Origin of the sequence: Pseudomonas alcaligenes (assembly GCF_014490745.1) — a bacterium.
GTDB classification, from domain to species: domain Bacteria; phylum Pseudomonadota; class Gammaproteobacteria; order Pseudomonadales; family Pseudomonadaceae; genus Aquipseudomonas; species Aquipseudomonas alcaligenes_C.
In genome coordinates, this window is sequence record NZ_LZEU01000001.1 from 2,660,049 (window position 1) to 2,680,486 (window position 20,438).

The following is a 20,438-nucleotide window of genomic DNA, read 5'->3' on the forward strand; positions in this document are numbered from 1 at the left end:
CTAATACCCACTTGTGGACGCCAGGGGGTATGCGTCTTACTTACTGAGGGCGCATCAGAAGAGGGTTATTGCTGCGGGGCATTTGACAATCCAAGCTCCGTGAAACGTCAATAAACACACAGCAGGGGATATGTTGCCACGAGTAACCCGTCGATTTTACTCTTGGCGCGGTCGATGCCGCGCGGTGGTGTAGCGCACCCGGAAAGACCGGCAATACCGATGGCATGCTTGTGCTAGATACCCTGTTATCTGCAATTACCTTGTCATTCTTAGATCTATCAACGAAAGCAAAAGTGCTGATCGCAATAGCCGCTATCAGGAGTACCGCTCCCCCACCGATCACAGACCACTTGTAAATCCGCTCAGATTTACCCACGGGCTCGGTGACCATTGTTTTGTAGTCATCAGATGATAGAAATCGATACAGCTTCAATTGCCACTGCGTACGCAGAGATCGCTGCACCAAAATAAAGTGCCATCCGGAAAGCGCGATGAGCACCACGTACCCGAATGCGATGACCATGACGACCAGGATGATCCATGGGTTTAATGCCACACTCACGCGAGCGACGATCATCCCAAGCCCAACAGCAAGCGCAGAAGCAACTGCAGCTACCGTTTGCCGAGTGGCATCGGTCGCCTTACCAGTCTCCTCGGTGACAGCCTTGCGTAAGTCTCCCAACGACTTAAGGGTGTCTTTGGTTACCTCGGAAATGGACATTTGGTAAGCGATCTTAGCGCATTCAAATGCAGCTGCGATGTTGTCCCGAAAGTAGCTCACCACCTCTCCGTCTGAGCGTCCCGATCTGGCAATCTCAGTGGAAAGCAGTACATGCTTAATTTCCGCCTCCCTGGAGTTCTCATATACCCAAGAAGTCGGCTCATGCAGCAGATCGAAGTCACCCAGTCCAATGCTGTTGCGGCGCACAGGGTTATCCCCTAAGGCCTCTAGGGTGAGCTTAGGAGGCCCTTTGAAAATGAGTTTGAAATCTATGCTCTCGACTTCATTGGCAATGCACCTGCCCAATGCCTCATAGGCAAATTGCGCCCACAGAATGTGAAAAGGCTCCGACTCATTGAGCTTATGATTTTCAACGAGCAGCCAGTGCTGAACATTGTCAGGCACGACTCGAACGTTCGAGGCTTCCTTGACCAACAGCCGAGGTGCTTTCGTGGATGATGTGGCTATGATGATCAGATCATCGTCCCAGCCGCTCAGCGTGCGGGCTTTGCAATTAATGGGATGCGAAAGCCCCATCACCCGCCAACATGAAGCTGGGTGCCCTTGCCTTAGATGGTCGATCAGCCCGCACTCCGTGAGCAGATATAACGTATCGGCGTTTTTGCGTTCGCCGATGGGTTTGTCGAAAACAATTAGGTAGCCTTCGTCTCCCTCTTCGATCTCATCCGCATCGTATGCGTTAAATGCATGATCAAGTAGCTGATACCGACACCCAATCGCCTCAAGGGCCTTGATGACCTGCTCCGCGGTGCTCGATTTCAGCTCTGATACCGAGACAGTTGCATCACTCTCGCTGATTAGCGCTTGCCCAGTTTTCGCCAGGTCATTTAAGAGGTTGGCCAGGGGGAGTGGCGACAAGACTGTTCTCCTTGATTTGTTTGGTATCAATCACAATCTGTTTTCCCCCTCCAGGCTGATCCACTACACGAACATTCGGATTGTTGTCGATGTCTAGAAAGGTAATGGTGACGCCTTCTACTGTGACAAGCTTTCTCAACGAGGGCTGTCGGAGAACGGTGCGGTCAGGCTTAAATTCCAACTCGTGAAGCTTGCTGTCCTTGACACGCCGACGAGTTTCTCGCTCCAGATGCTTGCGGATCTTGTCATCCTGAGGATCGCCAGCGGCAAAAAGCACGGCTTCAACAATGGCATCCTCATTGACCTTCATCCTTCGACCAAGCGTTGCCTGAGCAGCCTTGAAAGCTTTAGGAACGTCTTCGCCAGGCAAGTCCGCCTTGCAGGCCTTCAACGCTCGCCGAAGGATTTCTCGCGCCTTCCTGCTCAGTTCCTCATTGGAAATAGCCCTATCCACACCCAGGAACTTTGCAAAATAGTCGGCGAGATCAGGCGCTAGTTTCTTCCGATCTTTGGCAGACACTTCAGGCTCTGCCACGCCACCGACAACTCGAACAAGAGCAGTCTTCTGGACAGCCTTGTTGTCATCGATGAGCGCCGTTACGATGCGCCGGAGGGCAGCTTCAGGCTTATCCCCATCCTGCTCTAGGGCCATCCGGTAGTCGTATTTGATGAGACTGTAGATCTTCGTCTGAGAGTCACTCACCGATAGCTCGAACATACACAGGACGCCATCCGCACTACCACCTACGTGCTGCCCATTGAAGTTACGTGCCAGGCTTTGTGCTCCTCGCTCAAAAGTCTCCACCCCTGTAGCTATCGCTTCGATTTCCTTCCGAGTGGTAGAGGTTGTCTTGAAAGAAAAAATCGGGTCGGCCGCAGTCTCCAAAATTTTGGTAAGAAAAAACTCCGAGTGCTCCGGCTTCCGCTCAGGCATGGCATCGAATGCCTTCCCGCCGACTACGTGCAAAATCCATCGTTTGATTTTGACGGAGTCCTGCTCCTGATCCGTGAAAAAGCCCATCGACCCTCCATATCTTCTGTTCAGCGTCAAGCGCAGACATTTCAGCCGGCAGCAACGGCGCGAGTATTAACGAGTGTTCAGACCGGAAATCTGTAGGTTTCTGGACTCCAGTGTAAGGACGACCCCTTACGCCAGATGGGCATAGAGGTTATGGAGATCACATTGGGGTGGCAAGTAGCCATTGCTCGAAATCCTGAGATGAGCCGCCCCGTGTTTCTAGACGCATCCAACTGCCCTTTGGACTACCCCCGCGCCCGTAGACACACCCGGTCTATGCTTCTGGCCGGTTTCTGCCGGTCAAATTTGGAGGGGGCTGCTCAAGTAGGATGCGAACTGGTGGTCAACTGCAATGCAATTGGGTGGTCATGCTAATGCAATTTCGCACCTTGATCGCCGGAAGGGCCTAGACCTGCCCCAAACACGCGCCAGCGCTGCCCCTAGGCATGCCTGAGCGCTTCTTAGACTTCTTTTATGGGGAGTGACGGAGCACTGTTTTGCACCACGAATTTATCTAGGGCCTGGCGTGCTAGATAAACCACGTTCGAGCCGCAAATAAAAAAGCCGACCTTGCAGATGCAAGGACGGCTTCCAAATTGGTGCCCGAGGCCGGACTCGAACCGGCACGCCTTTCGGCGGGGGATTTTCGTCCCACTTCGGCTTTCGCCGCCGCCCTGCAAATCGCAGAACGTTCGTGGGCTGGAGCACGCCTTCACCATAGCCTTGCGGCCGTAGGTGCCCGCCGTCTGCTCTCTACACCTTCCCAAGCAAGGCTTGGGCTTGGCTCGGCGTTGGCTCGGACACCGAAGCATCCAGGGCTTTCGCCGAATTTGACGGGCTTCACTTCGGACGTTTCCCTCCGAAGGCTCAAATTGTTTAAGTCCCCTGTGTCTACCGATTTCACCACTCGGGCGGAGTGCGCAACACACAAAAACACATACAGCTACTTACTGGCGCCTAGCTGGCCCCTAGCCCGCCAAGACTAACTACGAAGTTACGTCCTGGCTACTCGCAACTTATTGCCACCGTTGACTTTTCAGCCCAACTGGACAAGCCAAAAATGCTTGACAAGTCAGATTTTAAGTCTCCTGCGTCTACCGATTTCGCCATTCGGGCGGTAGCGCTGTAACGCGAGGGCTGGACTATATACAGCCCCGAGTGCTCCGGCAAGGCACAGCAAATTCACTCGCCAGAAAGAAAAAGCCCCGTAGATCAGGGATCTACGGGGCTTTTCTTGAATGGAGGCTGAGGTCGGAATCGAACCGGCGTTCACGGATTTGCAATCCGGTGCATAACCACTCTGCAACTCAGCCTTTAAAACAAACGAGCCGCCTTGGCGACTCGTGTAAAACTGGAGCGGGAAACGAGACTCGAACTCGCGACCCCGACCTTGGCAAGGTCGTGCTCTACCAACTGAGCTATTCCCGCGTCTTGGTGACGGGCGCCATTCTATAGCTTCACGTCGCCAGGTCAACCCTTTGATTCAAAAAAACTTTATTTCTTTTCCACGCTGCTGCTGAGATGCGGCCAGGCCGCCAGCAGGTACTGGATCATCGACCACAGAGTCAGCCCTGCCGCGACGATCAGCAGCACATAGCCCAGGCCTACCCAGATAGTCAGTTGCGGCGGATTGGCCAGCAGGATCACCAACGCCACCATCTGCGCGGTGGTCTTCCACTTGCCCAGATTGGACACCGCCACCTGGGCCCGCGCGCCCAGCTCGGCCATCCACTCGCGCAGCGCCGAAACGACGATCTCGCGGCCGATGATGATGGCGGCCGGCAGGGTCAGCCACAGGTTGGCGTGCTCTTCCACCAGCAGCACCAGAGCCACGGCCACCATCAGCTTGTCCGCCACCGGGTCGAGGAAGGCGCCGAACGGTGTGCTCTGCTCCCAGCGACGCGCCAGGTAACCGTCGAACCAGTCCGTCACCGCCGCCAGGGCAAACACTGCACTGGCCGCCAGGTAGCTCCAGGAGAAAGGCAGATAGAAGAACAGGATGAAGACGGGAATCAGGGCAACGCGCAGAACGGTGAGCAGATTTGGGATGTTCATCGGGACTACTGGCCAACAAGGTGAGCCGGCATTCTACTCGCTGTGCAGGGCCGCATAAATCGACTCGGCGAGCTTTTTGCTGATCCCTGGTGCCTTGGCGATTTCATCGATGCTGGCACGACTGAGCTCCTGCAGCCCGCCAAAATGTTTGAGCAGCTCACGCCGGCGCTTGGGCCCGATGCCCGCCACATCCTCCAGGCTGGAGGTGCGCCGCGCCTTGCCACGCCGGGCACGATGGCCGGTGATGGCGAAACGGTGGGCCTCATCGCGAATCTGCTGGATCAGGTGCAGCGCCGGCGAATCGCCCGGCAGGGTGAACTCGTGGTCGGCGTCGTTGAGGTAGAGCGTCTCCAACCCCGGCTTGCGCGTCACCCCCTTGGCCACGCCCAGCAGGATCAGCTCCGGCACGGCCAGTTCCTGCAGCACTTCGCGGGCCATCGCCAGCTGGCCCTTGCCGCCGTCCACCAGGAGGATGTCCGGCAGCTTGCCCTCGCCGTCCTTGAGCTTGCTGAAGCGCCGGGTCAGCGCCTGGTGCATGGCCGCGTAATCGTCGCCGGCCGTCACGCCTTCGATGTTGTAACGGCGGTAGTCGGACTTCAGCGGGCCTTCGGGGCCGAACACCACGCAGGAAGCCACCGTCGCTTCGCCGCTGGAATGGCTGATGTCGTAGCACTCCAGGCGCTGCGGCGGCTCGTCGAGATCGAGGGCCTCGGCCAGCGCCTCGAAGCGTGCCGCCACATGCTGACGGTTGGCCAGGCGCGCACCCAGGGCCTGCTCGGCATTGGTCACCGCCAGCTGCTGCCAGCGTGCTCGGGTGCCGCGCACCCGATGACTGATGGTCAGCTCGCGCCCGCGCAGCTCGGCCAACGCCGTCGCCAGGGTCGGCAGATCCTCGTGCAACACGTTGACGATCAACTCGCCCGGCAGATCGCGCTCATGGCTGCTCAGGTAGTACTGGGCCAGGAAGGCCGCCAGCACCGCGCCCCCCTCTTCCTCGATGGCCACTTGCGGGAAGAAGTTCTTGCTGCCCAGCACCCGCCCGCCACGCACGCTGATCAGGTGCACGCAGGCGCCACCGGGGTTGACGATGGCCGCCACCACGTCCACATCGCCCGTACCACCCTCCATGCTCTGCTGATCCTGCACCCGGCGCAGCTGGCTGATCTGGTCGCGCAGCTCGGCCGCCCGCTCGAACTCCAGTGCCATGGCCGAACGCTCCATGGCGGCGGAAAGCTCATCGGTCAGCGCGCTGCTGCGCCCCTCGAGGAACATCACCGAGTGGCGCACGTCCTCGGCATACTCTTCCGGCGTGACCAGCCCCACGCACGGCCCCTTGCAGCGCTTGATCTGGTACTGCAGGCAGGGCCGGGTGCGGTTCTTGAAATAGCTGTCCTCGCACTGGCGCACCAGGAAGGTCTTCTGCAGCAGGTTAAGGCTCTCACGGATCGCCCCGGCACTCGGGTAGGGGCCGAAATAGCGCCCCTTCGCCGATTTCGCTCCGCGATGGATGCCCAGGCGCGGGTAGTCGCCATCGGACAGCAGTACGTAGGGGTAGGACTTATCGTCGCGCAGCAGGATGTTGTAGGGCGGCCGCCACTGCTTGATCAGCGTCTGTTCGAGCAGCAGCGCTTCGGTCTCGTTGGCGACGATGGTGGTTTCGATTTGCGCGATGCGCGCCACCAGGGCGGCGGTCTTGGGCGCCAGGCCGGTCTTGCGGAAATAGCTGGCCAGGCGCTTCTTCAGGTTCGACGCCTTGCCGACGTAGAGCAGCTTGGCGTCGCCATCGAACATCCGGTAGACACCGGGACGGCCGCTGCAGGTAGCAAGGAAGGCACTCGGGTCGAACGGCGCGGCAGGGCTGGAAACGGTCATCGGCGGCGACAGGGAATATGACTGGGGAGCTGCAGTTTACGTCCGCGACGCCCCCTGCCGCAGCCCTTTGCGCGGAGCAATCAGCTGACGGCGTCGACCATGCCGTGGCGCACGGCCAGCAGGGCCAGCTCCACGTCACTGGTGATCGACAGCTTCTCGTAGATGCGATAGCGGTAGGTGTTGACCGTCTTCGGCGACAGGCACAGCTTGTCGGAGATGGTCTGCACCTTCTGGCAGTTGGCGATCATCAGGGCGATCTGGATCTCGCGCTCGGAGAGCAGATCGAAGGGCGAGCCACTGCTGTTGGGCTGGAAGGATTTCAGCGCCAGCTGCTGGGCAATGTGTGAACTGATGTAGCGCTGCCCAGCAAAGGCCATGCGGATGGCCTGTACCATTTCCTCCAGCGCCGCCCCCTTGGTCAGGTAGCCGGCCGCGCCAGCCTGCAGCAGGCGGGTGGGGAACAGGTCGTCCTCGCAGGCGGTAACGGCAATGACTTTCAGGTCGGGGTAGCTGCGCAGCAGCTTGCGGGTGGCCTCGAGGCCGCCGATACCAGGCATCTTGACGTCCATCAGGACGACGTCGGGCTTGAGCTCGCGCACCTTCTTCAGCGCTTCCTCGCCGGAATCCGCCTGCCCGATCACCTGCAGGCCGTCAATGTCGGCCAGCATGCGGGTAATACCTGTTCGAACCAGATCGTGGTCGTCGACCACCAGCACCTTAATCAAGCGACACCTCGCTGCATCAAATACGCCGCTTTTCGCGGTCTTTTGGGCATGCAGTCAATCTGTGGAAGCCTTCACGGATCTAGCTTGGCGCAAATCCGTCAAATAGCAAACGCCAGAAAACTGTGCTTGGCAATCACTTTGAAACTTAAGGGCAAAGATGGCGGAGGCGGTGAGATTCGAACTCACGGAAGAGTTTCCCCTTCGACGGTTTTCAAGACCGTTGCTTTAAACCACTCAGCCACACCTCCGCATTTGCGGGCCGCCATACTACCCGAACGCAACACACTGTCAAACTCTCGGCGTTGGCAGTCAAGCACCCTCTGTTATGATCGGATCAGGCCTCAATCACGGACAATTCTGCCTTTACAGGAGTGACGCCATGCACGAGCAAGATTACGCCCTCGCCCAGGCGCAGACCGACCAGCTGCAGGTCAGCAAGGTTCTGCGCAACACCTACAGCCTGCTAGCCCTGACCCTGCTGTTCAGCGGCGCGGTCGCCTTCGTGTCGCAGCAGCTGCATCTGCCCTACCCCGGCATCTTCACCCTGCTGCTGGGCGTCTACGGCCTGTTCTTCCTCACCGTGAAGCTGCGCAACTCGGCCTGGGGCCTGCTGTCGACCTTCGCCCTGACCGGCTTCTTGGGTTACACCCTGGGCCCGATCCTCAACCGTTACCTGGGCATGAGCAATGGTGCCGAGCTGATTGGCAGCGCATTCACCATGACCGCCTTCGTGTTCTTCGGCCTGTCCGCCTACGTGCTGATCACCCGCAAGGACATGAGCTTCCTCAGTGGTTTCCTGAAAGCCGGCTGCTTCGTGCTGCTGGGGGCCATGGTGGCCGGCTTCTTCTTCCAGATCAGCGGCCTGCAACTGGCAATCAGCGCCGGCTTCGTGCTGCTCTCCTCGGCCGCCATCCTGTACCAGACCAGCGACATCATCCATGGCGGTGAACGCAACTACATCATGGCCACCATCAGCCTCTATATATCGATCTACAACCTGTTCGTCAGCCTGCTGCAGATCTTCGGCGTCCTCGGCGACGACTGATCCGACTGCTGCGAAAAAGCCCGCCTCGGCGGGCTTTTTCATGCCTGCGGCGAGCATCTGCACCAGTCTGCCTTTATCATGGCGAGAGTATTGCCGCCCGGGTTCGCCATGAAGTTCGCCATCGCCCTGTTCGCCCCTGCCCACGCCCCCTCCTCGCGCCGCGCCCTGCGCTTCGCCGAAGCAGTGCTGGCTGGCGGCCATGAAATCGTCCGCCTGTTCTTCTATCAGGACGGCGTGCACAGCGCCTCGGCCAATGTGGTCAGCGCCCAGGACGAACTCGACCTGCCCGAAGAATGGCGCGCTTTCGTCGCCGCTGAAAAACTCGATGCAGTGGTCTGCATCGCCGCCGCCCTGCGCCGTGGCGTGCTCAACCAGGAAGAAGCCCAGCGCTACAACAAGCCGGCGGCCAACCTCGACGCGCCTTGGGAGCTGTCCGGCCTGGGCCAGCTGCATGAAGCCGGCCAGCTGGCCGATCGCCTGATCTGCTTCGGAGGCTACTGAGATGAACAAGTCGCTGCTGATCATCAGCCGCCAGGCACCCTGGGCCGGCCCAAGCGCCCGCGAAGCCCTGGATATTGCCCTGGCCGGCGGCGCCTTCGACCTGCCGCTGGGCCTGCTGTTTCTCGACGACGGGGTCTTCCAACTGGTGCCCGGCCAGCAGCCCGGCGCCCTGCAACAGAAGGATCTGGGCGCCAACCTGCAGGCCCTGCCGCTGTTCGGCGTCGAGTCGCTGTACGCCTCCAGCCGCAGCCTCGGTGAGCGCGGCCTGGCCGAGCAGCCACTGGCGCTGCCGGTAGAGCGCCTGGACGACACCGAACTGACCCGCCTTATCGACCGCTACGACCAAGTGATCACCCTCTGATGGCCACCCTGCACCTGCTTTCCCATTCCCCGTTCAGCGACAGCCGCCTGGCCAGCTGCCTGCGCCTGCTCGGCCCGCAGGACGGCCTGCTGCTCAGCGGCGATGCGGTCTACGCCCTGCAACCCGGCTGCTCCCAGCTGCAAGCCCTGCAGCTGATGCCGGACAGCATCGCCCTGTTTGCCCTCGAAGAAGATCTGCAGGCGCGCAACCTGCCGCTGCCCGCCCGCGCCCAGGCCGTGGACTATCCGGCCTTCGTCGAACTGTGCGGCCGCTACGCCAAGGTCAACAGCTGGTTATGAGCAGCCTGCATATCGACGGGCGCAGCATCGCCCTGGACAAGGACGGCTACCTGCAGGAGCTGGCCGACTGGTCGCCGGCCGCCGCCGAAGCCCTGGCCGCCGCCGAGGAGCTGCAGCTGTCGGCCGAACACTGGGAAATCCTCACCCTGCTGCGCGCCTTCTACAGCGAATTTCAGCTATCCCCGGCCACCCGCCCGCTGATCAAGTACGTGGCGCTCAAGCTCGGCCCGGAGAAAGGCAACAGCCTGCACCTCAATCGCCTGTTCAAAGGAACTCCCGCCAAGCTGGCCGCCAAGCTGGCCGGCCTGCCGAAACCGACCAACTGCCTCTGAAATTGCGCCCATGAATCTCATCGCCCCACCGGAACACCCCTTCGCCCAGTTCGTGCGCATCCTCGGCAAAGGCAAGCGCGGCGCCCGTAGCATGAGCCGCGAAGAGGCCCGCGAGGCCATGGGCCTGCTGCTCGACGGCAAGGTTGAAGACACCCAGCTCGGCGCCTTCCTCATGCTGCTGCGGCACAAGGAAGAAAGCGCCGAGGAGCTGGCCGGCTTCACCGAGGCCCTGCGCGAGCGCCTGGCGGCACCCGCGATCGCTGTCGACCTGGACTGGCCCAGCTATGCCGGCAAGAAGCGCCACCTGCCCTGGTTCCTCCTGGCCGTTAAGGCCCTGGCGGCCAGCGGCCTGCGTATTCACCTGCACGGCGGCGGCGCGCATACCGCCGGGCGCCTGTTCAGCGAGCAGTTGCTGGAGACGCTGGAAATTCCGCTGTGCCGCTCCTGGGAACAGGTCGCCGCAGCCCTCGACCAGCAGCGCCTGGCCTTCACCCCGCTGGGCGCCTGGGCACCGCAGCTGCAGCGGATGATCGACCTGCGCAACACCCTCGGCCTGCGCTCGCCGATCCACTCGCTGGCACGCATCCTCAACCCGCTCGGCGCGCGCTGCGTGATGCAGAGCATCTTCCACCCTGGCTACCAGGCCGTGCACCGCGAAGCCAGCCAGCTGCTTGGCGATACGGCCATCGTGATCAAGGGCGAAGGCGGCGAGATCGAAGTCAACCCGGATGGTCAGTGCCACCTGTACGGCACCGCCGGCGGCGAGAACTGGGATGAGGAATGGCCGGCGCAGTCCGCCCTGCGCCACGTCAAGCCGGAACAGCTCGACCCGACACACCTGCTGGCCTTCTGGAAAGGTGAAGTCGAGGACGCCTACGGCCGCCTGGCCGTGCTCAGCACCATCGCCCTCGGCCTGCGCGCCCTTGGCGAGTCACGCGAAAACGCCCTGGCCCGCGCCGAAACGCTCTGGAATGCGCGCTCAGTCAGCTGACTGAGCGCCTTCGAACCAGGCCAGCTTCTCCCGCAGCTGCACCACCTCACCGACTATCACCAAGGTCGGTGCATGCACCTCGTGCTCGGCAACCAGCTGCGGCAGATCGGCCAGAGTGCCGGTGAACACCCGCTGATTCTGCGTGGTGCCCTGCTGCACCAAGGCCGCCGGCGTGCTCGCCGCCCGACCATGGGCAATCAGCTGCTCGCAGATCTGCGGCAGGCCGACCAGGCCCATGTAGAACACCAGGGTCTGGCCCGGCGCGCTGAGCTCCTGCCAAGGCAGGTTGCTACTGCCATCCTTGAGATGACCGGTGACAAAGCGCACCGACTGGGCGTGATCGCGATGGGTCAGCGGAATCCCGGCATAGGCCGCGCAGCCGGAGGCTGCCGTGATGCCCGGCACCACCTGGAACGGGATGCCATTGACGGCCAGCTCCTCGATCTCCTCACCGCCGCGGCCAAATATGAACGGATCGCCGCCCTTCAGGCGCAGTACGCGCTTGCCGGACTTGGCCAGCTCGACCAGGCGCTGGTTGATCTGCTCCTGCGGCAGCGCATGGTCGGCGCGCTGCTTGCCGACATAGATGCGCTCGGCGTCACGACGGCACAGCTCGATAATGGCCGGAGCCACCAGGCGGTCGTACAACACCACGTCGGCCTGCTGCATCAGGCGCAGGGCACGGAAGGTCAGCAAGTCAGGATCGCCAGGGCCGGCACCGACCAGGTAGACCTCGCCCAGGGCACGCGGCGCGCTACCGGCAATCTTCGCTTCGAGCAGGCGCTCGCCCTCGCCCAGCTTGCCGGCGAACACGCTCTCGGCAATCTGGCCCTGGAACACGTCCTCCCAGAACACCCGGCGTTGCTGCACATCGGGGAACAGCCCACGTACCTGGGCACGAAACTTCTTCGCCAACCCGGCCAGCTGGCCGTAGGTAGCGGGAATCCAGGTCTCGATCTTGGCGCGGATCAGTCGCGCCAGCACCGGCGCGTCGCCGCCGCTGGTGACGGCGACGATCAGCGGCGAGCGATCGACGATGGCCGGGAAGATCACACTGCACAGCTTGGGCGCGTCCACCACGTTGACCGGCACGCCACGCGCCTGGGCATCGGCCGAGGCCCGCTCGCGCACGCCTTCGTCGTCGCAGGCCACGATCGCCAGCGCCACGCCCTGCAGATCCTCGGCCTGGTAGTCACGCAGGCGCAGCTCGCCGCCCGCGCCGACCAGCTCGCGCAGCTCGGCACAGACCTCTGTCGCCACCACCCGCAGGCTGGCGCCGGCATCGGCCAGCAGGCGCGCCTTGCGCAGGGCCATCTCGCCGCCGCCGACCAGCAGTACCGGACGATCCTGCAGCTTGTGGAACAGGGGAAGGAAATCCATGGCGCACGCTCTCGATCAGGGAAAACAAAACGGGGCGGCTCTGGCCACCCCGTCGTGTGCAACGTTAAGGCAGAGCCTTAGCCGATCACTTCGATACCGGCCATATAGGGCTTCAGCACGTCGGGCACACGGATGCTGCCGTCGGCCTGCTGGTAGTTCTCCAGCACGGCGACCAGGGTGCGGCCCACCGCCAGGCCGGAGCCATTGAGGGTGTGCACCAGCTCCGGCTTGCCGGTTTCCGGGTTGCGGTAGCGCGCCTGCATGCGGCGGGCCTGGAAGTCGCCGCAGTTGGAGCAGGAGGAGATCTCGCGGTACTTGTCCTGGCTCGGCACCCAGACTTCCAGGTCGTAGGTCTTCACCGCGCCGAAGCCCATGTCGCCGGTGCACAGCGCCAGCTTGCGGTACGGCAGCTCGAGCAGCTGCAGCACGCGCTCGGCGTTGGCGGTCAGACTTTCCAAGGCTTCGAAGGATTTCGACGGCTCGACGATCTGCACCATCTCGACCTTGTCGAACTGGTGCTGACGAATCATGCCGCGGGTATCGCGGCCCGAGGCACCAGCTTCGCTGCGGAAGCACGGGGTGTGAGCGACGAACTTGATCGGCAGCTGCTTGGCGTCGAGGATGGCGCCGGCGACGATGTTGGTCAGCGACACTTCGGCAGTCGGGATCAGGTACAGGTCGGCCTGGTCTTCACGGCCGATCTTGAACAGGTCTTCCTCGAACTTCGGCAGCTGGCCGGTGCCCTGCAGTGCGGAAGCCTGCACCAGGTACGGGGTGTAGGCTTCCTCGTAACCGTGCTCGGCGGTGTGCAGGTTGATCATGAACTGCGCCAGGGCACGGTGCAGGCGGGCGATGGGGCCGCGCAGCAGGGCGAAACGGGCGCCGGACAGCTTGGCCGCAGTCTCGAAGTCCAGCCAGCCATGCTGCTCACCTAGGGCGACGTGATCCTGCACCGGGAAACCGAAACTGCGCGGGGTGCCCCAGCGCGACACCTCGACGTTGCCGTCTTCGTCCTCGCCCACCGGTACCGACTCGTGCGGCAGGTTGGGGATGTTCAGCAGCAGGTTGTCCAGCTCGGTCTGGATGCTGTCCAGCTCGCGCTTGCCCTCTTCCAGCTCGCTGCCCATCTTGTCGACTTCCGCCAGCAGCGGAGCGATGTCTTCGCCACGGGCCTTGGCCTGGCCGATGGACTTGGAGCGGCTGTTGCGCTCGGCCTGCAGCTGCTCGGTGCGGGTCTGCACGGCCTTGCGCTGGTTCTCGAGGGCTTCGAAGCGGGCCACATCCAGCTGGAAGCCACGGGTTGCCAGGCGGGCAGCCACTTCTTCGAGCTGGCTGCGAACGAGTTTGGAATCGAGCATGGTGTTGTTTCCACAAGTGCGAATGAACGGCGACTGTCGAGCCGACCACAATGCTGCGCAGTTTACGGACTTCGCGCCGGCAAGCCGAGCCCTTTTGCCAGGAAATCCGCCTGCCGCTTGCATTTATCGGCATAAGCCTTTTTCCTTGGGCGACTCCAATCAGCCGCCCAGGAAATAGCGTGTTCAAAGCCATTCTTGCCATCAGCCTGGGCTCTGCCTGCGGCGCATTGCTGCGCTGGACACTGGGCCTCAAGCTGAACAGTCTGTTCCCCGCCATCCCACCCGGCACCCTACTGGCCAACCTGATCGGCGGCTACATCATCGGCGTGGCGGTAGCCTATTTCGCCAGCGCGCCCAATCTGTCGCCGGAGTGGCGCCTGCTGATCATCACCGGATTCTGCGGCGGCCTGACCACCTTCTCGACCTTCTCCGCGGAAATCCTCAGCCTGCTCCAGCAGGGCCGCCTGGCCATCGCCATGGGCGCCATTTGCCTGCATGTCAGCGGTTCGCTGCTGATGACCTTCGCCGGCCTGCTCAGCTGGCAGTGGCTGGCGCGCTGAGGGAGCAGCCAGCTCGCGACTAGCGTCGACGCTGACGCGGGCTGTGTCGATCCAGCTCGGCCAGACGCTCGAGCTTCTCGCGGATCTTCAGCTCCAGGCCGCGCGGTACCGGCTGGTAGTACTGGCGCGGCTCGAGCTGTTCGGGGAAGTAGTCCTCGCCGGCGGCATAGGCCTCCGGTTCGTCATGGGCATAGCGGTATTCCTCGCCGTAGCCCAGCTCCTTCATCAGCTTGGTCGGCGCGTTGCGCAGGTGCAGCGGCACCTCCAGCGAACCGTGCTCGGCGGCATCGCGCATGGCCGCCTTGAAGCCCATGTACACCGCATTGCTCTTCGGCGCACAGGCGAGATAGACGATGGCCTGGGCCACCGCCAGCTCGCCCTCGGGACTGCCCAGACGCTCCTGCACATCCCAGGCATTCAGGCACAGGGTCAGGGCGCGCGGGTCGGCGTTGCCGATGTCCTCGCTGGCCATGCGCACCACACGCCGCGCCAGGTACAGCGGATCGCAGCCGCCGTCGAGCATGCGCGCGTACCAGTACAGGGCAGCGTCCGGATTGGAGCCGCGCACCGACTTGTGCAGCGCGGAAATCTGGTCGTAGAAGGCCTCGCCGCCCTTGTCGAAGCGCCGCCGGCTGTCGCCCAGCAAGTTCTGCAGCAGCTCGACACCCAGCTCGCCGCCATCCTCGGCCAGGTCGGCGGCGTTCTCCAGCAGGTTGAGCAGGCGCCGGCCATCGCCATCGGCGGCAGCCAGAAGGATCTGGAAGCTTTCTTCCGGCAGGCTCAGGTTGCGCTTGCCGAGGCCCTTGTCCTCGCCCAGGGCGCGCGCCACCAGCTTGCGCATGGCCGCTTCGTCCAGGCTCTTCAGCACATAGACGCGGGCCCGCGACAGCAGTGCGTTGTTCAATTCGAACGAGGGGTTCTCGGTGGTGGCGCCGATAAAGATCAGCGTGCCGTCTTCCACATAGGGCAGGAAGGCATCCTGCTGGCTCTTGTTGAAGCGGTGCACTTCATCGACGAACAGGATGGTGCGACGACCATACTGGGCGGCCTGCTGCTTGGCCATGTCGACAGCCTGGCGGATTTCCTTGACCCCGGAGAGCACGGCGGAAATCGTCTCGAAGTGGGCATCGGAAACCTGCGCCAGCAACTTGGCCAGGGTGGTCTTGCCAACGCCTGGCGGCCCCCAGAACACCATGGAGTGCAGGGCGCCCTGCTCCAGCGCCTCACGCAGCGGTTTGCCGGGCCCCAGCACATGCTCCTGGCCGACGTACTCGTCCAGGCTGGTAGCACGCAGGCGCGCGGCCAGGGGCTGGGCGACGGGGGCGGAGCGGAACAGATCCATGGCGGCCGGCGGCAGGCCCTCAGTTGGTTTCGGAGATCACATCGGCACCTTCCGGCACCTGGAAGTCGAACAGCCCGGCATCCAGCTTCTCGTTCATCTTCACGCTGAGGAACAGGATGTTGGTGCGCTGGCCGACGGCATCGATCAGCTGCATGTCGTTGATCACGCCGCGACGGAAGGACAGACGCAGGTTATCGAACAGGCTGTCCTTGGACTTGGGCTTGAGCATGAAGTCGACCACTTCACCGGCCTCCTTGTAGCTGATCTCGAAGTTCTCGCTGATCTTCGACACATCACCGGACAGCAGCAGCGCCGGGGTGTGGGTCAGGCGCTGGTCGAGAGTCTGGATGGTCACCTGCATCAGATCCGGGTCGTACAGCCAGACCTTCTGACCATTGGACACCAGCAGCTGCTCTTGCGGTGCATCGGTGTGCCAGCGGAACAGGCCCGGGCGTTTGAGCGCCAGCTGACCGGCGGTTTCCTGCAGCTGGGTGCCGGTACCATCAAGAGTCAGCTGGGAGAAGCGCCCGCTCATGGTCTGCGCCTGGTCGAGCAGCGCACTCAGGCGCTTGACCGCCGCGGCATCGTCAGCCAGGGCGGGAATGGTCGTGCAGGCCAGAGCGGCGAGCAGCAGCATGCGAATTAGGCGCATGGAAATCCTCTTTTCATCAATCTCGGGACGGCCCCGGTGCTATGACCTCGCGCGAGCCGTTGGTGTTCATTGGGGTGACCACGCCAGCCATTTCCATGGCTTCGATCATGCGCGCGGCGCGGTTGTAGCCAATCTTCAGCTTGCGCTGCACGGCGGAAATCGAGGCGCGGCGGCTTTCCAGAACGAAGTTGACGGCTTCGTCGTACAGCGGATCTTCCTCGCTACCCTCGCCACCTTCACCGCCACCGCTACCGCCCTCGAAGCCGCTGCCGGCCTCTTCGACGCCAGCCAGGATGTCTTCGATGTAGTCCGGCGCGCCACGCTGCTTCCAGGCCTCGACCACGCGGTGTACCTCGTCGTCGGAAACGAAGGCGCCGTGCACGCGAATTGGCAGGCCGGTGCCGGGCGGCAGGTAGAGCATGTCACCGTGACCCAGCAGCTGTTCGGCGCCGCCCTGGTCGAGGATAGTGCGCGAGTCGATCTTGCTGGAAACCTGGAAGGCCATGCGGGTCGGGATGTTGGCCTTGATCAGGCCGGTGATCACATCCACCGACGGGCGCTGGGTAGCGAGGATCAGGTGGATACCGGCGGCACGGGCCTTCTGCGCGATACGCGCGATCAGCTCTTCGACCTTCTTGCCGACGATCATCATCATGTCGGCGAATTCGTCGACCACCACCACTATGGTGGGCAGGGTTTTCAGCAGCGGCGCCTCGTCTTCCATCGACTGGCGCTTGTACAGCGGGTCGGACAGCGGCGTGCCGGCTTCCTCGGCATCCTTGACCTTGCGGTTGAAGCCGGCCAGGTTGCGCACGCCCATGGCCGCCATCAGCTTGTAGCGACGCTCCATCTCGGCCACCGACCAGCGCAGGGCGTTGGCGGCCTCCTTCATGTCGGTCACCACCGGGCACAGCAGGTGCGGGATGCCTTCGTAGATCGACAGTTCGAGCATCTTCGGGTCGATCATGATCATCCGCGCGTCTTCCGGCCCGGACTTGAACAGGATCGACAGGATCATGGCATTGACGCCAACCGATTTACCGGAGCCGGTGGTACCGGCCACCAGCAGGTGCGGCATCTTGGCCAGGTCGGTTATCACCGGCTTGCCGCCGATATCGTGACCCAGGGCCAAAGTGACTGGCGACTTGGCGTCGTCGTACTCGTTGGACGACAGCACCTCGGAGAAACGCACGATCTGCCGGTCTTCGTTGGGAATCTCAATACCCACGGTGGTCTTGCCGGGAATCACCTCAACCACCCGCACGCTGATCACTGCCAGCGAGCGCGCCAGATCCTTGGCCAGGTTGGAGATGCGGCTGACCTTCACACCCACGCCCGGCTGGATCTCGAAACGGGTGATAACCGGGCCCGGGTGCACGGACTCCACCACCACCTCGACGCCGAACTCCTTGAGCTTGATCTCCAGCAGGCGCGACATGGCCTCCAGGGACTCGGGCGAGAAGCTCTTCTGCTTCTTCTCCGCCACGTCGAGGATCGAGATCGGCGGCAGAGTGCCGGCGACAGCGGCGCCATCCTCGAACAGCGAAACCTGCTTCTCCTTGAGCACCCGCTTGCTCGGCTCGGCGGCCTTGGGCGGTGGAGGCGGCGCGATGACCGGCGCAACGCGGGTCTCGCGCTCGACCATGTGCTTGGCAAGGGTTTCCTCGCGCTCGATCAGGCGCTCCTTGACCTTGGCCTGCTCGCGACGATCCGGCACCACCGGGGCAGCGACCTCGGCAACACGCTCGTCCACCTCGCGCAGCTGAGCCACCAGTTGCTTGCGCTGCAGGCGCGACTCCCACCAGCGGGTGATCAGGCTATGCACCAGTTCGATCAGGTCGAGGGTGATCTTGCCGGTGACATCCATCACCTTGAACCAGGACAGGTCGGCAAATACGGTCAGGCCGAACAGGAACAGCGCCAGGAACAGCAAGGTGCTGCCCTGCACGTTGAGCACATTGACGGCCAGCTGACCCAGGCTCTCGCCCAAGGCACCGCCGGCCGACGCCGGCATGCCCGATGGCGAGTGAAAATGGATATAGGCCAGCCCGGCACCGGCCAGCACCAGGAAAACCAGGCCGATCAGGCGCCAGGAAAACAGCCAGCCGCTCCACTGCCAGGGCTGGTGACGATTGCGGAACACCTGCCAGGTCTTGATCGCCAGCAGCAGCGGGAACACATAGGCGAAATAGCCCAGCACCATGAACAGCACATCGGCAAACCAGGCCCCGGCGCGCCCGGCGGCGTTCTGCACCTGCTCGACATTGCTGGTATGGGTCCAGCCCGGATCGACCGGATCGTAGGTCAGCAGCGCCATCCACAGGTAAAGGCAAAGCGCACCCAGGGCGATCAGCGCACCCTCCTTGAGGCGGTAGTGCAGCTGCTGACGCCAGAGCGGGGCCTGGACGGTAGAGGTGGAGTTCTTCAAAACGCTGTCATTCCTGCGCACTTATCTCTGCGCACTGGGCGCGACCAACCATCGATGGATTCGGAAAGCCGGATCATTGTACGGATTTACAGGTTCCGTGCCATGCCGGGAGCGCTGCCCGCGGCGCGTTTTGCCGGCCCCTCCCGCTTCGGTGTAGCATACTTGGCTATATCTTCCGTGCGGCTCAATTGGAGCATGCATTCTCTTTTGTGACAAAGGCTTATGGGGTCTTTTTATGAGCGAAGTCAAGCATTCCCGCCTGATCATTCTGGGCTCCGGCCCGGCCGGTTACACCGCTGCCGTCTACGCCGCCCGCGCCAACCTCAAGCCTGTGGTCATCACTGGAATCCAGCCCGGCGGCCAGCTGACCATCACCACGGAAGTCGACAACTGGCCCGGTGACGTCGAGGGCCTGACCGGCCCGGCCCTGATGGAGCGCATGCAGAAGCATGCCGAGCGCTTCGATACCGAGATCGTCTACGACCACATCCACACCGCCGAGTTGCAGAAAAAACCCTTCGTCCTCAAGGGCGATAGCGGCACCTATACCTGCGACGCACTGATCATCGCCACCGGCGCCAGCGCCCAGTACCTCGGCCTGCCATCGGAAGAGGCCTTTGCCGGCAAGGGCGTCTCTGCCTGCGCGACCTGCGACGGCTTCTTCTACCGCAACCAGGTGGTCTGCGTGATCGGCGGCGGCAACACCGCCGTCGAAGAAGCCCTGTACCTCTCCAACATCGCCAAGGAAGTGCACCTGATCCACCGCCGCGACAAGCTGCGCTCGGAGAAGATCCTGCAGGACAAGCTGTTCGACAAGGCCGCCAACGGCAACGTGCGCCTGCACTGGAACCACACCCTAGACGAAGTGCTCGGCGACAACACCGGCGTGACCGGCGTGCGCCTGACCAATACTGTCGACGGCAGCAGCAAGGAACTGGCCCTGGCCGGCGTATTCATCGCCATCGGCCACAAGCCCAACACCGAACTGTTCCACGGCCAGCTGGAAATGCGCGACGGCTACCTGATCGTCCAGGGCGGCGGCGAAGGCAACGCCACCGCCACCAGCATCGAAGGCGTATTCGCCGCCGGCGACGTGGCCGACCACGTCTACCGCCAGGCCATCACTTCGGCCGGCGCCGGCTGCATGGCCGCGCTCGACGCCGAAAAGTACCTCGACATCTAAGTCGCCCGCAGGCGGGTGCTCTGCATCCGCCCTGCCCTCCCCCACATGCTGACCTGGCTACAGCGCGACTCGCTGGAATTCCCGCCACTCAACAAGGCCCTGCACGAGCCCAATGGCCTGCTGGCGGCCGGTGGCGACCTGCGCGCCGAGCGCCTGATCGCCGCCTATCGGCATGGCTGCTTCCCCTGGTTCGCCGAAGGCCAACCCCTGCTCTGGTGGTCGCCCGACCCACGTACCGTGCTGTTCCCGGACGAATTCCATCTGTCGCGCAGCCTGGCCAAGCTGATCCGTCAAAACCGCTTTGAGGTCAGCTTCGACCGCGACTTCGCCGCCGTCATCCAGGCCTGCGCCGCCCCGCGCCAGTATGCCGACGGCACCTGGATCACCCAGGCCATGCAGGACGCCTACCTGCAACTGCACCGCCAGGGCATCGCCCACTCGGTCGAAGTCTGGGAAAACGGTCAGCTGGTTGGCGGCCTGTACGGCCTGGCCATGGGCCAGCTGTTCTTCGGCGAGTCCATGTTCAGCCGCCGCGACAACGCCTCCAAGGTCGGCTTCGCCACCCTGGTCGGCAAACTGCGCGACTGGGGGTTCGCGCTGATCGATTGCCAGATGCACACCCAGCACCTGCAGAGCTTCGGCGCCCGCGCCATTGCCCGCCAAGAGTTCGCCAACTACCTGCAGCGCCACCTGGATCAGCCCAGCAATGCCAACTGGCTTGCCTAGGCGAGTCCCG

General features: G+C 62.8%; 19 protein-coding genes and 3 tRNA genes. 9 read left to right on the forward strand and 13 right to left on the reverse strand.

Translation table 11 applies throughout. The features are described from left to right. Positions 1-40: 40 nt before the first annotated feature. From A9179_RS12095 to A9179_RS12130, 8 genes are all read right to left on the reverse strand, one after another. Positions 41-1,600: a hypothetical protein gene (locus tag A9179_RS12095; RefSeq protein ID WP_187806045.1), complete on the reverse strand. Its 1,560-nt coding sequence runs from the start codon at positions 1,598-1,600 to the stop codon at positions 41-43. Further along, a complete protein-coding gene (locus A9179_RS12100; protein ID WP_187806046.1) occupies positions 1,566-2,621 on the reverse strand; it encodes a hypothetical protein in 1,056 nt (351 codons plus the stop codon). Before A9179_RS12100 ends, A9179_RS12095 begins: the two co-directional genes overlap by 35 nt. 1,236 nt (positions 2,622-3,857) lie before the next feature. Further along, positions 3,858-3,931 (reverse strand) — tRNA-Cys (locus tag A9179_RS12105). Positions 3,932-3,970: 39 nt separating this feature from the next. Continuing rightward, a tRNA-Gly gene (locus A9179_RS12110) sits at positions 3,971-4,046 on the reverse strand. Between the two features lie 66 nt (positions 4,047-4,112). After that, on the reverse strand, positions 4,113-4,673 hold the full coding sequence (gene pgsA / locus A9179_RS12115) for a CDP-diacylglycerol--glycerol-3-phosphate 3-phosphatidyltransferase (protein ID WP_187806047.1): 561 nt from the start codon (positions 4,671-4,673) through the stop codon (positions 4,113-4,115). 33 nt (positions 4,674-4,706) lie between these two features. Next, a complete protein-coding gene (gene uvrC / locus A9179_RS12120; protein ID WP_187806048.1) occupies positions 4,707-6,545 on the reverse strand; it encodes an excinuclease ABC subunit UvrC in 1,839 nt (612 codons plus the stop codon). Positions 6,546-6,625: 80 nt separating this feature from the next. After that, positions 6,626-7,270 (reverse strand): response regulator transcription factor GacA, encoded by a 645-nt coding sequence (gacA, locus tag A9179_RS12125; protein ID WP_187806049.1) that lies wholly within the window; start codon positions 7,268-7,270, stop codon positions 6,626-6,628. Positions 7,271-7,428: 158 nt separating this feature from the next. Continuing rightward, positions 7,429-7,518 (reverse strand) — tRNA-Ser (locus A9179_RS12130). A gap of 131 nt (positions 7,519-7,649) precedes the next feature. Between A9179_RS12130 and A9179_RS12135 the strand changes: the two genes are divergently transcribed. The 6 genes from A9179_RS12135 to A9179_RS12160 all read left to right on the forward strand — a co-directional run bounded on the left by A9179_RS12135 (position 7,650) and on the right by A9179_RS12160 (position 10,799). Further along, positions 7,650-8,315: a Bax inhibitor-1/YccA family protein gene (locus tag A9179_RS12135; RefSeq protein WP_187806050.1), complete on the forward strand. Its 666-nt coding sequence runs from the start codon at positions 7,650-7,652 to the stop codon at positions 8,313-8,315. Between the two features lie 108 nt (positions 8,316-8,423). Then, the gene (gene tusD, locus A9179_RS12140; RefSeq protein ID WP_187806051.1) at positions 8,424-8,816 is read left to right on the forward strand and encodes a sulfurtransferase complex subunit TusD; all 393 of its coding nucleotides are present in this window, start codon (positions 8,424-8,426) and stop codon (positions 8,814-8,816) included. 1 nt (position 8,817) lies between these two features. Continuing rightward, on the forward strand, positions 8,818-9,177 hold the full coding sequence (gene tusC / locus A9179_RS12145; protein WP_187806052.1) for a sulfurtransferase complex subunit TusC: 360 nt from the start codon (positions 8,818-8,820) through the stop codon (positions 9,175-9,177). Next, entirely contained in the window at positions 9,177-9,476 is a 300-nt protein-coding gene (tusB, locus tag A9179_RS12150) for a sulfurtransferase complex subunit TusB (RefSeq protein WP_187806053.1), read from the forward strand. The genes tusC and tusB overlap by 1 nt, the downstream gene beginning before the upstream one ends. Then, on the forward strand, positions 9,473-9,808 hold the full coding sequence (locus A9179_RS12155; protein ID WP_187806054.1) for a TusE/DsrC/DsvC family sulfur relay protein: 336 nt from the start codon (positions 9,473-9,475) through the stop codon (positions 9,806-9,808). The genes tusB and A9179_RS12155 overlap by 4 nt, the downstream gene beginning before the upstream one ends. Positions 9,809-9,818: 10 nt before the next feature. Beyond that, on the forward strand, positions 9,819-10,799 hold the full coding sequence (locus tag A9179_RS12160) for a glycosyl transferase family protein (RefSeq protein WP_187806055.1): 981 nt from the start codon (positions 9,819-9,821) through the stop codon (positions 10,797-10,799). On the opposite strand, the gene cysG is transcribed toward A9179_RS12160, so the two are convergent. Next, positions 10,788-12,179, reverse strand: coding sequence for a siroheme synthase CysG (cysG, locus tag A9179_RS12165; RefSeq protein ID WP_187806056.1), 1,392 nt, complete (start codon positions 12,177-12,179; stop codon positions 10,788-10,790). The genes A9179_RS12160 and cysG overlap by 12 nt on opposite strands. A gap of 77 nt (positions 12,180-12,256) precedes the next feature. Continuing rightward, positions 12,257-13,537 (reverse strand): serine--tRNA ligase, encoded by a 1,281-nt coding sequence (serS, locus tag A9179_RS12170; RefSeq protein ID WP_187806057.1) that lies wholly within the window; start codon positions 13,535-13,537, stop codon positions 12,257-12,259. Between the two features lie 179 nt (positions 13,538-13,716). Here serS and crcB point away from each other — a divergent pair, with 179 nt between their 5' ends. After that, positions 13,717-14,097 carry a fluoride efflux transporter CrcB gene (crcB, locus tag A9179_RS12175; RefSeq protein ID WP_187806058.1) on the forward strand — a complete coding sequence of 127 codons (381 nt, stop codon included), beginning with the start codon at positions 13,717-13,719 and terminating at the stop codon, positions 14,095-14,097. Positions 14,098-14,116: 19 nt separating this feature from the next. Here crcB and A9179_RS12180 read toward each other — a convergent pair whose 3' ends face one another. Genes A9179_RS12180 through ftsK form a run of 3 tightly spaced genes read right to left on the reverse strand, consistent with a single transcriptional unit; the run spans position 14,117 to position 18,540 of the window. After that, positions 14,117-15,439 (reverse strand): replication-associated recombination protein A, encoded by a 1,323-nt coding sequence (locus A9179_RS12180; RefSeq protein ID WP_187806059.1) that lies wholly within the window; start codon positions 15,437-15,439, stop codon positions 14,117-14,119. Between the two features lie 19 nt (positions 15,440-15,458). After that, on the reverse strand, positions 15,459-16,091 hold the full coding sequence (lolA, locus tag A9179_RS12185) for an outer membrane lipoprotein periplasmic chaperone LolA (protein WP_187806060.1): 633 nt from the start codon (positions 16,089-16,091) through the stop codon (positions 15,459-15,461). Positions 16,092-16,107: 16 nt separating this feature from the next. Then, entirely contained in the window at positions 16,108-18,540 is a 2,433-nt protein-coding gene (gene ftsK / locus A9179_RS12190) for a DNA translocase FtsK (protein WP_187806062.1), read from the reverse strand. A gap of 214 nt (positions 18,541-18,754) precedes the next feature. On the opposite strand from ftsK, the gene trxB reads away from it, so the two are divergent. Both trxB and aat read left to right on the forward strand, forming a co-directional pair. Next, positions 18,755-19,702 (forward strand): thioredoxin-disulfide reductase, encoded by a 948-nt coding sequence (trxB, locus tag A9179_RS12195; RefSeq protein WP_187806065.1) that lies wholly within the window; start codon positions 18,755-18,757, stop codon positions 19,700-19,702. A 45-nt stretch (positions 19,703-19,747) separates the two neighbouring features. Next, a complete protein-coding gene (gene aat, locus A9179_RS12200; protein ID WP_187806066.1) occupies positions 19,748-20,428 on the forward strand; it encodes a leucyl/phenylalanyl-tRNA--protein transferase in 681 nt (226 codons plus the stop codon). Positions 20,429-20,438: the final 10 nt, after the last annotated feature.